This window comes from Bacillales bacterium (assembly GCA_035700025.1).
GTDB lineage: Bacteria > Bacillota > Bacilli > Bacillales > DASSOY01 > DASSOY01.
Map to the genome: position 1 here is coordinate 30,135 of DASSOY010000063.1, position 12,703 is coordinate 42,837.

Genomic DNA, 12,703 nt, shown 5'->3' on the forward strand with positions numbered 1-12,703 from the left:
CTTCCGATGTGTACAACCGTATTTTTCGTCCCGTCTTCCACTTCAACGGTGAATGTCCTGCATCCCTTTACGGGACAAAACCCTGTCCGACGACAGGGCTTAGATCAATCTAAATTCATTGTATGGGTTCGCCGCATTTTGTTCAACGTTAATATTTTGCGTATCGACTCACATTCAGCAAGATTCCAACGGACACGAGAGTGAGTGTCAATGACGAGCCTCCGTAGCTCAGGAACGGCAACGTAATTCCCGTGACGGGCATCATGCCTGTCACGACCGCGATGTTGATCATCACTTGAACGGCAACCATCGCGATAATGCCGACAGCGAGCAAACTTCCATACAGATCCGGTGCGCCGAGTGCGATCCGTATGCCTCTCCAAAGGAGGAGACAAAACAATAAGAGAACGAGGGACGCACCGATGAAACCGAGTTCCTCGGCCAAAATGGCAAAAATAAAATCCGTTTGCGGCTCAGGCAAATACTGGAACTTTTGCCGGCTGTGCCCGAGACCGAACCCGAGCAGCCCGCCAGGCCCGATCGCATATAACGATTGAATGATTTGAAAGCCGGCGCCGAGCGGATCACTCCACGGATCAAGAAAGGAAGTAATCCTTTTCAAACGATACGGCGCAGATAAGATCAACGCGGCAAATCCGGCAAGCCCAAGCAGACCTAAACCGGCAAAATGGGCCATTCTCGCGCCGGAAGTGTAAATCATGATGGTGCATGTGCCGACAAGAACGACGCCGGTGCCAAAGTCCGGTTGCAGCATAATAATACCGAAAGCGAGCACGACGAGCGCCAAAGAAGGAAGCATTCCTTTTCGAAAAGAAGTGATGTTTCTTTGGTTTTCCGATAAAAATTTCGCAAGAAATAGAATCAAAGCAATCTTGGTGAATTCCGATGGCTGCACCGAGAAGGCGCCTACGCCGAGCCAGCTTCGCGCGCCGCCGTGAACTTCCCCGACACCGGGAATGAGGACAAGAATCAAAAGGAGGAAACAAACGGCCAGTCCGATTTTCGACCATTTTCGCCACGTCCAATACTCGATGTTCATGACGAAAAACATGGCGACGACCCCCAACCCGGCAAACAACAGCTGCCGTTTGGCAAAATAAAAGGAATCTCCATAATTGTATGACGCCCATACGGCGCTGGCGCTGTATACCATGATCAAGCCGATCGACAGCAAAGTCAACGTGACGAGGACCAGCAAGAAGTCCGGCGTTGTCGATTTCGTGTTAGGCAACAAAAACACCATCCTGAAAATGAGATGCGGGAAGTGAAGGGAGGTTTTGAGAAAAAATCGTCGCCTCCTGCCTTTCACTTTAAAAAGACTTCGACCGTCTTTTTACCGTTACCTAAGTTTATGCACGCAATCGATAAACATGTCCCCGCGTTCCTCGAACGTGCGAAATTGATCCCAACTTGCGCACGCGGGCGACAACAAAACAACGTCTCCCGGCGAAGACAATTCGTAAGCGGCAGGAACGGCCTCTTCTAAATCATCGACATGTTTGACGCGATCCATTCCCGCCCTCTTTGCCAGAGCCGTAAATTTTTCGCCCGTTTCTCCGTACGTCACGAGAGCTTTCAATTTTTTGAAGGCGTCGACCATGTCGTCGAAGTCATTCCCCCGGTCCAGCCCGCCAGCGATCAACACGACCGGTTGGCTGAAGGCAGCCAGCGCTTTTTGCGTGGCAAGTGTGTTCGTTGCTTTCGAATCATTATAAAATTTTCGCCCGGAAACGGTTTTCACGAATTGCAGCCGGTGACGAATGCCGCGGAACGTGCGCAACACCGAAGCCAACACTTCGTTTTCAACGCCATACAGCTTGCATACAGCCACCGCAGCCATTACATTTTCCAGGTTATGGTCGCCGGGAAGCAGCAATTCCGTTTTTTTTATGATCGATTCCCCCTCATAGCGGATCATACCGTCGCATACGTTCACTGATGCCGTCCGATCGCTGTGCGAAAAGGCTACTTTCGTCGCCGGTGTTCGCTCCGCAAGACGCCTGACCGTTTCGTCGTCGCCGTTGATGACCGCGAAATCTTCCGCGGTTTGGTTTGCGAATATTTTCGCTTTTGCTTGTTCGTACGCTTCGCGCGACCCGTGATAATCGAGATGAGCATCGTAGACGTTAAGCAACACGGCGATTTGCGCTCGAAAACGTTCCATCCCGAGCAATTGAAAGCTTGAAAGTTCCGTCACGATCACCTGATCGGGATCAGCTTCAGCAGCCACTTCGCAAACAACCGTACCGATGTTCCCGGCCACATTCGGATTTTTGCCGGCGGCACGCAAAATTTCGCCAATCAACGTTGTTGTGGTCGTCTTTCCATTCGAACCGGTGATGGCGATGAACGGAGCCGAAGAAAGAATACCGGCGATTTCCGGCTCGGTCCAGATCGGAATCCCTCTTTTCTCCGCCTCGGCAACGACGCGATTGCGGTACGGAATGCCGGGGTTTTTAATAACGAGATCGAACGGTTTCTGGTCGAGCAAATGATCCGGATGACTGCCTCCGATCACCTCGATCCCGAGCTTTCTCAATTGCGAAGCATGCGGGTCATCATCCAACGGTTGCCGATCGTTAACGACAATTTTCGCGCCGAGGCGATGCAAAAGAACCGCGGCAGCGAAACCGCTTTTCGCCAAACCGAGAATCAAGCAATGCTTTCCCGCGAAATAATCACCGTTTTTCACTTATAACCACACCTCTATGTAGATTCCGAGTGCCGCAAACAAAAAACCGACGAGCCAAAAGGTCGTGACGATCCGCCACTCCGACCAACCGGACATTTCATAATGGTGGTGAAGCGGGCTTATTTTAAACACTCGTTTTCCCGTCGTCTTGAAGGAAGCGACTTGAATAATGACGGATAACGTCTCAATGACGAAAATCCCCCCGATAACGACGAGAATGAGTTCCATTTTCGTCAATACCGCCAAAGCGGCGACCCCTCCGCCAAGCGCGAGCGATCCTGTATCGCCCATGAACACTTTCGCCGGGTGCGCATTGAAAACGAGGAAGCCGAGCAAAGCCCCGACGACGGCAGACGAAAAAATCGCCATGTCTAGATCCAAAGTGTTCCATGCAAGCACTGCGAAAGCACCGAAGGCGATGGCAGCCGTTCCCGGCAGCAACCCGTCCAAACCGTCGGTTAAGTTGGTGCCGTTGGAAGCGCCGATCAACATAAATATGACGAGTAAGAAATAAAAGGAATGCAGGTCGTAGGCGAGATCAGTGCCCGGAATCGAAACGACAGTCGAAAGGTTCGTCTTTACGAGTCCGAGATAAAAAATTGCGGCGATGACGAGCTGGCCGATCAGCTTTTGCTTTGATGTCAATCCAAGATTGCGTTTCTTCGCTACTTTGATGTAATCGTCCAAAAACCCGAGAAATCCATAACCGAGCGTAACGAATAATAACAAATACAATTGCAAGGAAATACCTGCATACTTCACGCTTGAAACGAGCGCGGCAACGACAAGCGCAACGATAATGATGATTCCGCCCATCGTCGGCGTTCCGGATTTTTGTTGGTGGGATTTCGGCCCTTCCTCGCGAATGAATTGACCGAATTTGAACTTCCTTAGTATCGGGATCATCAAAGGAGACAACAAGACCGCAACGATAAAGGAAGCGATGATCGTAAGAATCAATACTTTGCCAAACATCGGATAAACTCCTTCCATTCCGTACGGCGTCAAACGCTGAAACGTTCCACGAGCGCTTCAAGGCTGACGGCGCGTGATGCTTTGAACAAGATGACGGTATCGTTCGAAAGCATCGGTTCGATGACTTCCGCGGCCGCTTCCTTGTCGTCAACCGATTGAACGCGCACGTTTTTTACCGCTTCCGCGATCCAGCGAGCTCGGCTGCCAATTGTCACCACGTCGGTAATCGGTGCTTCAATCGAATCGGCCACGCTCTCGTGCAACGATCGTTCCTCCGCACCGAGCTCGTGCATATCGCCGAGCACAAGCACCCGCCGACGAAACCGCGGCAAAGCTTTCACCGCTTGAATCGACGCTTTCATCGAAGTCGGACTGGCATTGTAAGCGTCATTGATTAACAGCGTGCCTTTTTCTCCCTGGACTTGTTGAAATCGCATCGCCGTTAGCTTCACGGTTTTTATCGCCTTCGCCATTTCAGCGTCGGAAACGCCTGCCTCGCGTCCGACGGCAATGGCATAAGCCGCGTTTTTTACATTATGTTTACCGAAAACCGGCAACTCGAACACGCAATTCTCGTCATTTAACGTAAAACGCATCGACGTATCTTTCGATTCCAACAAGGTAACTTGAAGGTCGTTTCGTTCCGTGAAACCGCATGAAAGCGAAGGACGGCTTCTCAAAGAATCGAGCAACGGTTCGTCACCGTCAAAGATGAGTTTTCCGTCCGCCTTTAATCCATCGGCAATCTCCATTTTCGCTTTCGCGATTCCTTCGCGACTGCCCAAAAACTCGATGTGCGACTCACCGATGTTTGTAATAACGGCCAAATCCGGTTCGGCCAGCTGCGAGAGAAACGAAATTTCGCCGAAATGGTTCATCCCCATTTCGAGAATGAGCATCTCGCAGTTTTCCGGCATCTCGAGAATCGTCAACGGCATGCCGATATGATTATTAAAGTTGCCTTTCGTTTTATGCGTCAAGAAGCGCGTGGCAGCGACGCATTCGATCATATCCTTCGTTGTCGTTTTCCCGTTGCTTCCCGTAACCGCGATCACCTTCGGATGCACTCGTCGCAAATATTGCCGAGCGAATCGTTGAAGCCCTTCCAACGTATCATCGACAAAAAACAGCGGGAAATCAAGCGGCACTTCGCCGGGAACGTCACGGTTTTTTTGCCAAAGCGCGGCAACGGCGCCGCGTTGAATGGCATCGAGCAAAAAATCGTGACCGTCAAAGGTTTCGCCGACGATCGGAACAAAAAGGGCGTGCCGTGCCGATTTCCGGCTGTCGATGAACACTTCGTTTATGGAAATTTCATGTTCGGCGCCGCGATGTGACGGAAACAGCGACAACAAATCTTTTCTTGTCCATTTCATACTGGTTAACCCCTTTTGCCCTTAATCGCTTCCCGAGCAACTTCGCGATCATCGAAATCGATCACGTCTTCGCCGATGATTTGATACGTCTCATGGCCTTTTCCTGCGATCAACACGAGATCTTTCCCCGACGCTTGCCGAATCGCATACTCGATCGCTTCTTTTCGGTTCACAATCGAGACGTATGAATTGTCTTTGACGCCGCGTTCCATGTCTTTCAAGATCGCTTGCGGATCTTCCGTTCGCGGATTGTCCGATGTGAACACGGCCATATCTCCGTATTTGACGGCAATGCGTGCCATCAACGGCCGTTTCGACGGATCGCGATCGCCGCCGCAGCCGACGACGACAATGATGCGCCCAGAAGCAAACGCCTTTGCCGTTTTCAATACATTTTCAAGGCTGTCGGGGGTATGGGCGTAATCCACAATAACCGCATAAGACTGCCCTTCTTCGACCAACTCGAAGCGTCCCGGCACTCCTCTTTCGTTTTCCAAACTGGCTTTGATCGTATCCAAAGAAAGGCCGGAAAATAATGCCGCACTGGCCGCCGCCAAAGCGTTATAGACATTGAACATGCCAACAAGCGGCAAATGCACCGGTACGTCTCCGTACGGCGTACAAAGCGTGAAAGTCGTCCCTTTTTCCGTCAAAACGACATTCTCCGCCCGAACATCGGCGTCTTTGCAGGTGATCCCGTAAACGAGGAATTGCACGGCAGTCGCTTTGTACAGTTCGGGCGCCCGTTCGTCATCCCCGTTAATGACCGCCAACTTCAATGGATTTTTACTATATGTATTTCCCAATTGTGAAAAAAGAAGACTTTTTGCCCGGAAATAGTCGTCCATCGTTTTATGGTATTCGAGATGATCTTGCGAAAGGTTCGTGAATACGGCTATGTTAAAATCGCAGCCATGGACGCGGCCCATGTCGAGGGCGTGGGAAGATACTTCCATAATAGCGGTGTCCGCACCTTTATCTACCATTGTCGCGAACCCTTTTTGCAACGTAACGGCATCCGGCGTCGTCGGGGCTTCCGCTTTCAGCCCGAGCGGCCGGCGGTCGAATGTCATGCCGATCGTTCCGATCAGCCCGGTTTTTTGTCCTGCGCGGACAAACATGTTCTCGATCAAATGGGTGGTCGTTGTTTTTCCGTTCGTGCCGGTAACGCCGATCAAGTGGAGCTTGCTCGTCGGGTGATCGTAAAAGGTATCGATCAGCAGCGATGCGGCACGGTTCGTATTCGGTACCACGGCGACGGGAACCGACGCCGTGACGGGATGATCCGCCACGACCGCTGCCGCTCCCGCGTCAACCGCTTGATCAATGTAATCGTGCCTGTCTGCGCTATACCCTTTAATGCACACGAACAAACTTCCGTCTGTAACCGTCCGCGAGTCGGTCTCAACCGAAGTGATTTCTGGATTTTCGTTGAATGCCGCACGGCATCCGACAATCGGTTGCAGCAGCGTTTTTAATTTCATCTGTATCCGTTCCTTTCTTCGACAAACCAATTGGCTGCCTGCGAACAAGTGAAAAGTCCGCAGGAGCACAGCAAACTGAATCCTTTTACATTCTAATCCTCTTTTTCGATTTTGTCACCAAGGTATATTCGGATGGTCGAACCTTCCTCAAGCTTCGCACCGGCTTGCGGAGATTGGGCGATCACGACCTTTCCATTCCCTTCTGCTTCGATTTTCAATCCGCTGAACAAGGAGGAACGAATGTCTTTTTTCGAAAGGCCGACGAGATCCGGAACTTTTACGATGCGCGGATCGTTCCATTTGCGTTCTTTTTCCAGCCCGTTTTTCCGTTTTGGCACGCCCATCACTCGTAAACTATCGGCAATGATGTCGCCGGCGATCGGCGCAGCCACTTGCCCGCCAAACTGAGGAGCGTCCTTCGCGTTATCAATCGCCAAATAGACGACGATTTGCGGATCGTCAGCTGGTGCAAATCCAATGAACGATAAAATATAATTATTTTCCAGATAGCGCCCATTTTTCGCTTTTTGCGCCGTACCCGTCTTCCCGCCGATTCGCCAGCCTTCGTGATAGGCCGCCCGTCCGGTTCCTTTTGCAACGACACTTTCCAAAGCGTGTCGCACTTTTTTTGAAGTTTCCCCTGAAATGACGCGTCTTTTCATCGTCGGCGCCTGTCGCGCGATCACGGTTCCTGTTACAGGGTCAATCCATCCCTTTGCGATGTAGGGTTCATACAAAAAACCGCCGTTGATCGCCGCTGACACGGCCATCACTTGTTGAATCGGCGTGACGGAAACCCCTTGCCCGAAAGCAGTCGTCGCTAATTCCAGCGGGCCGATGTTTTCCGGCTTGAACAAAATGCCTTTCCCTTCCCCCTGCAAGTCGATACCCGTTTTCTTGCCGAATCCGAACGCGTGAATGTAGGAAAATAATTTTTTCTTGCCGAGTTTTTCTCCGAGCGCAACAAATCCGGGGTTGCACGAATTTTGCACGACTTCTAAAAACGTTTCTGATCCATGACCGCCCCGTTTCCAACAATGCAGCTTCGTGCCGGCTACTTCAATATAACCGGGATCGTGGAAGTTGTCCTTTTTCAAGTTGACGAGTCCTTCGTTGAGTGCTGCCGAGAGCGTAATGATTTTGAACGTCGAACCCGGTTCATACGTGCTCCAAATCGGCAAATTGCGATTGTAGACTTCCGTCGGCACATCTTGATAATGTTCCGGATTGAAATTCGGCCGGCTGGCCATGCCAAGAATTTCTCCTGTATTCGGGTTGACGGCGATGGCCATCGCTTGGTCAGGGTCGTATTTGACTTCAGCATCATTCAGTTCCCGTTCAAGAATCGCTTGAATCTTCGCATTGATCGTCAATTGCAAGTTCATACCGCTTTTCGGCGGCGTATATTCATCAGATAAAAACGGCATCCTTTCCCCGCGGGCGTCGGAATAAAATGCTAGAAACCCTTTCGTGCCTTTCAAAAGATCGTCGTATTGTTTCTCCAACCCGACCAATCCTTGATTGTCAATCCCCGCGAAGCCGAGCACATGGGACAAAAAACGCCCGAACGGATAATTTCTTCGATAATCTTCGGCAATGTATACGCCGGGCAGGCGCATTTCGCTGATTTGGTCAGCCTTCTTATCGCTGATCTTCTTACCTTCCGGGCGAAGTTCAACGGTCGACGCTTTCTTTGTCAACTTCTCGTAAACTTTCTTTTCCCGCATATTCAAAACGGACGCCAGCTTGCGTGCTTCTTCTGCGGGATTTTTCACTTGTTTGGGAACGATGACGACGGAAGGGGCGCTCCTGTTGTCGGCGAGCACGATTCCGCGGCGGTCGACGATCTTCCCTCTTTCCCCTTGATAAGGGATGTTCCGACTCCACGAGTCTCTCGCTTTCTCATAAAGCCAATCCCCTTGAAAAAATTGAACGTAAGCCAGCCTTCCGATGAAAGACGCAAATACGACGAGTCCCGCAAGGAAGATGATGACAAGTCTTTTTCGTACCGTAACATTGGAAACGCGCACAAAGGTCCCTCCCCTTTGTCTTCTCGTTTCACTATTATGCTTGTACGGTTATCGTTATGACTTGTCATCCTCCCCCGACCGGCCGGAATCCGCCGCTTCCACTGGTTTCGGCGCTTGCAGTTCCACGGTGACAGCATCTCCTTGTTTTACCTTTCTCCCGGGGGGAATGCTTTGGCCCGTGACAAAACCTGCTCCTTTGATCTCCGGATCCAACTGAAGCAAATGAGCCAACTTCATTACATCCGCAAGCGACCAGCCGATAATGTTAGGCATTTTCGACGTTCCTTCCGTTTTCAGCAATACTTTCGCACCCGGGAGAACTTGTTCTCCGGAAAAAGGCATTTGTGCCTTGACTTTATCGCCGCCGCCGAGCACAACGACTTGCAGCCCTTTGTCTTGCAATTCCTGCTTAGCCGCGGTTACCGGCTTGCCTTCGTAATCGCCGATCGCAACCGAGGAAGATTTCGTTTCATTTGTATCGTCGGTTTCTTCCGGTTGCACATTCAAGTATTGCAAACTGTTTTTCATGACAAATTTAAAAATATCCGCGACCGGTTTTTCGCCGGCAAACATTGTTTTCACCTCGGGACGGTCCACGGCTACATAGACGAGCAGTTGTGGATCATCCATTGGCGCCATCCCCATGAAAGAGTGAATGTATTTACCGCTCATGTATCCGACACCGTTCTCATTCGGAATTTGGGCGGTTCCGGTTTTACCGGCGACCTCGTACCCTTCGATCGCAAAGTCACGTCCAGTTCCATGCTCACCCGAAACGACCGTCCTCAACAAATCGCGAACTTTTTTCGCTGAACGTTCGGAAATCGGGCGGCCGACCACTTTCGGCTCGTGATCGATCACTACTTCGTTAGAGTTTGGATCGACAACTTTGTCGATCATGTACGGTTTCATCATCTTGCCGTCATTCGCAATCGCCGTAGCCGCTTTCACCATTTGAATCGCGGTTACCGCCGTTCCTTGCCCGAAAGCCGTCGTCGCTTTCTCAACGGGAACATCATATTGAAAATGGCTGTTCCCTTCATTCGGCAATGCGATTCCTGTTCGTTGCTTGAAATCGAACTTCATCAAGTAATCATATAATCGATCAAATCCGATATAGTCTTGCGCCAAAATAGCAAAACCTACGTTAGAAGAGCGGCGAACGGCCTCGTTGAACGTAATTTCTCCCCATCCTCGGTAATTCCAATCGTGAATGGTGGACGGACCGTAATGAATGACGCCCGATTGGTAAGTCGCGTCTCCGTCGTACACGCCAGCGTCCACCGCAGCCGCAAGCGTAAAAATTTTCATGACCGATCCCGGTTCGAACCGCGAGGAAATGATGTCGTTCGTATAATCGGATAATTTTCGAGTGTTCGGATTAAACGTCGGCCGGTTCGCCATCGCCAAAATTTTCCCGGTGTTCGGGTCAATGACGACCCCCATCATCCGCTTCGGATGGTATTGTTCCTCCGCCTTGGACAAAGCCGTTTCGAGAAACGTTTGAATATGACTGTCAATCGTTAAATAGACGTTCGCTCCGTCTTTCGGCGGTTTCACTTCCTTTTCCGATCCCGGAATCGTCGTCCCTCCCGGCGCCGTCATCGACTTCAAATAGCCGCCTTTGCCTTGCAGTTTGGAATTCATGCTTTTTTCGACGCCCATCACCCCGCGCAGCAGCTCCGTTTCCGGATCGCGCGTCGTAAAGCCGACAACGTAAGATGCGAACTCCTGGTTTGGATAATACCGTTTCGAGGTCGGCAAAAATCCAATGCCCGGTAAATCGAGTTTTTTGATTTTCATCATTTTTTCATAACTGATCCGCCGGCCGCCCGGACCGAGTTCCACTTGAAAGGCATCCCTGCTGAGCAGCTCCCGAATCCTGCTCTCCTTCATGTCCAAAATCGGGGCAAGTGCTCCCGCCGTTTTTTCTATATTTTTTACATGTTCCGTCGTTTCACTTAATACGGCGTATACATTGTACGCCGGGACATCTTCAGCAAGCGGTTGCCCTTTCCGGTCATAAATCGTTCCTCGTTCCGCTTCCAATCGTTGCAGACTCATCCATCGGTCTTTTGCCATATTCGTCAACGATTTCCCTTGAACGCTTTGCGTGACTTCTATGTAACCGAATCTAGCAATTAATACAAAAAAGAGCAGCACGAATACGATGGAAAAAAACGCTGCTCCCCTGTTAATGTTTTTATTTTTTCTGGCATTCATAGCGATCACCTATTTCCCGATCACTTTGACGGAATTCTCCTTGAACGTCATGCCAAGTTCGTTCTTGGCGATGCTGAAAATGCGTTCGGGACGGCTCAATTTCGCGACTTGCTGTTCCAATTCGCCATTCACTTTCTCCTGCGTCTTCAAATCGCTTTGCAACTGCTCGATCTCTTCATTGAGCGTAAAAACCGTCGCGTAGGTCGAAACGAGATAAACGCTGGCAAGAAACAGCCCGCAGACGGCGAGCGTCCACAAAAACTTTTCGCCTTTCGTAATCTTACGCTTAAATAAGCGGTCCTCTGTCGGTTTCGGTTGTTCAACGAACGTTCTTTGCTGCTGTACTTTGTACGCAAGATTGCTCATCTGCCGTTCCCCCTAACGCTCTTTTTTCTCGATCACTCTCAGCTTGGCTGAACGTGCCCTTCGATTGTTTTCCAACTCTTCAGCCGTCGGAATGATCGGTTTCTTTGTGATGATGCGATAATCCGGATCGTACCCTTCCGGCACAACCGGCAAGCCGCGCGGCAACTCAGGCGGCGTTGACGCTTCTTTGAATATGTTTTTGCAAATTCGGTCTTCCAAAGAGTGAAACGTTATCACCGCTGTGCGTCCGCCGGGAACCAACATCTCCATGGCCTCAAGCAACGCCGTTTCAAATGCGTTCAGTTCATCGTTCACTGCGATACGGATCGCTTGAAACGTTCTTTTCGCCGGATGGCCGCCTTTTCTTCTCGCGGCCGCAGGGATCGCCTTTTTAACAATATCCACGAGTTCCCATGTCGTCTCAATCGGCTTGCGGTTTCGTTCTTGTTCAATTTGCCTCGCGATTCGCTTCGAAAACTTCTCCTCGCCGTAACGAAACAAAAGTTTTACAAGCGCTTCATATTCCCAATCGTTCACGATTTCACGCGCCGTAAGACGAGCACGGCGATTCATTCGCATGTCGAGCGGTGCATCTTCCTTGTAACTGAACCCTCTATCAGCTTCGTCGAATTGAGGCGACGAAACCCCGAGATCAAACAGGACACCGTTGACTTTTTCCACGCCATTGTTATGTAACAGTCGTTTCAATTCCCGAAAATTTCCATGGACGTACACGATTTGCCGTTGGTAAGCATCGAGCCTTTGCTTGGCCGCTTCGATCGCATTTTCATCTTGATCAATCGCCATCAAACGCCCCTCCGGAGACAAACGCTGCGCAATCGCTTCGCTGTGACCGCCTCCTCCGAGCGTACAATCGACATAAGTTCCGCCGGGAATGACTTTCAATGCCTCCACCGCTTGTTGTTTCAATACGGTTGTATGTTCGAACATCGCCAGTGATCCCTTTCTCCTTACAAGTCAAAATCCATGATACTCTCGGCAATTTCACCGAACGAGTCTTCCGACTCTTCGAAGTATTGTTCCCAAATCGGCTCGCTCCATAACTCAATACGGTTGGAAACGCCGATAATAACGCATTCTTTTTCCAATTTGGCATAGGTGCGAAGCGGCGAGGCGACATTGACGCGCCCTTGCTTGTCCAATTCACATTCGACCGCACCAGAAAAGAAAAACCTCGTGAACGCACGTGCATCTTTTTTCGTAAAAGGGAGCGCCTTCAGCTTTTGTTCAAGCTGCTTCCATTCATCATGCGGGTAACCGAACACACACTGATCCAGGCCTCGAGTCAATACGAAACTAGGACCGAGTTCCTCGCGGAACTTGGACGGGATGATGATACGTCCTTTTTGATCGAAATTGTGCCGGTACTCCCCCATGAACATGGCGAATCCCTCATTTCTCCACCCCAGTGTACCACATCCCCCCACTTTTCACCACATATATTTGAAAAAAATTTCTAACCGCGAAAATAGTCCCGTTTTTGCGTGTCCCAATGGGATTCCGAAGCACGAACGA

10 protein-coding genes are annotated in these 12,703 nt (G+C 50.5%); all 10 read right to left on the minus strand.

Annotation, left to right across the window (positions count from 1 at the left end; translation table 11 throughout):
• Positions 1–148: 148 nt before the first annotated feature.
• The 10 genes from spoVE to mraZ all read right to left on the minus strand — a co-directional run bounded on the left by spoVE (position 149) and on the right by mraZ (position 12,570).
• Positions 149–1,252, minus strand: coding sequence for a stage V sporulation protein E (spoVE, locus tag VFK44_10410; protein ID HET7628789.1), 1,104 nt, complete (start codon positions 1,250–1,252; stop codon positions 149–151).
• 108 nt (positions 1,253–1,360) lie between these two features.
• Positions 1,361–2,713 (minus strand): UDP-N-acetylmuramoyl-L-alanine--D-glutamate ligase, encoded by a 1,353-nt coding sequence (murD, locus tag VFK44_10415; protein ID HET7628790.1) that lies wholly within the window; start codon positions 2,711–2,713, stop codon positions 1,361–1,363.
• A complete protein-coding gene (gene mraY / locus VFK44_10420; protein HET7628791.1) occupies positions 2,714–3,688 on the minus strand; it encodes a phospho-N-acetylmuramoyl-pentapeptide-transferase in 975 nt (324 codons plus the stop codon).
• 29 nt (positions 3,689–3,717) lie between these two features.
• A complete protein-coding gene (gene murF, locus VFK44_10425; protein HET7628792.1) occupies positions 3,718–5,064 on the minus strand; it encodes a UDP-N-acetylmuramoyl-tripeptide--D-alanyl-D-alanine ligase in 1,347 nt (448 codons plus the stop codon).
• A 5-nt stretch (positions 5,065–5,069) separates the two neighbouring features.
• On the minus strand, positions 5,070–6,548 hold the full coding sequence (locus VFK44_10430; protein ID HET7628793.1) for a UDP-N-acetylmuramoyl-L-alanyl-D-glutamate--2,6-diaminopimelate ligase: 1,479 nt from the start codon (positions 6,546–6,548) through the stop codon (positions 5,070–5,072).
• Between the two features lie 92 nt (positions 6,549–6,640).
• A complete protein-coding gene (locus VFK44_10435; protein ID HET7628794.1) occupies positions 6,641–8,578 on the minus strand; it encodes a stage V sporulation protein D in 1,938 nt (645 codons plus the stop codon).
• A 54-nt stretch (positions 8,579–8,632) separates the two neighbouring features.
• The gene (locus VFK44_10440; GenBank protein ID HET7628795.1) at positions 8,633–10,801 is read right to left on the minus strand and encodes a penicillin-binding transpeptidase domain-containing protein; all 2,169 of its coding nucleotides are present in this window, start codon (positions 10,799–10,801) and stop codon (positions 8,633–8,635) included.
• Between the two features lie 9 nt (positions 10,802–10,810).
• Positions 10,811–11,167 (minus strand): cell division protein FtsL, encoded by a 357-nt coding sequence (gene ftsL, locus VFK44_10445; GenBank protein ID HET7628796.1) that lies wholly within the window; start codon positions 11,165–11,167, stop codon positions 10,811–10,813.
• Positions 11,168–11,179: 12 nt separating this feature from the next.
• Positions 11,180–12,118 (minus strand): 16S rRNA (cytosine(1402)-N(4))-methyltransferase RsmH, encoded by a 939-nt coding sequence (rsmH, locus tag VFK44_10450; protein ID HET7628797.1) that lies wholly within the window; start codon positions 12,116–12,118, stop codon positions 11,180–11,182.
• 20 nt (positions 12,119–12,138) lie between these two features.
• Complete coding sequence (mraZ, locus tag VFK44_10455) at positions 12,139–12,570, minus strand: division/cell wall cluster transcriptional repressor MraZ (GenBank protein ID HET7628798.1); 432 nt, start codon at positions 12,568–12,570, stop codon at positions 12,139–12,141.
• Positions 12,571–12,703 lie beyond the last annotated feature (133 nt).

Coding starts and splice junctions, on each gene's coding strand:
- mraY (HET7628791.1), bottom strand. CDS start 3,688: ATGTTTGGCAAAGTATTGATTCTTACGATCATCGCTTCCTTTATCGTT.
- murF (HET7628792.1), bottom strand. CDS start 5,064: ATGAAATGGACAAGAAAAGATTTGTTGTCGCTGTTTCCGTCACATCGC.
- VFK44_10430 (HET7628793.1), bottom strand. CDS start 6,548: ATGAAATTAAAAACGCTGCTGCAACCGATTGTCGGATGCCGTGCGGCA.
- VFK44_10440 (HET7628795.1), bottom strand. CDS start 10,801: ATGAATGCCAGAAAAAATAAAAACATTAACAGGGGAGCAGCGTTTTTT.
- ftsL (HET7628796.1), bottom strand. CDS start 11,167: ATGAGCAATCTTGCGTACAAAGTACAGCAGCAAAGAACGTTCGTTGAA.
- rsmH (HET7628797.1), bottom strand. CDS start 12,118: ATGTTCGAACATACAACCGTATTGAAACAACAAGCGGTGGAGGCATTG.
- mraZ (HET7628798.1), bottom strand. CDS start 12,570: ATGTTCATGGGGGAGTACCGGCACAATTTCGATCAAAAAGGACGTATC.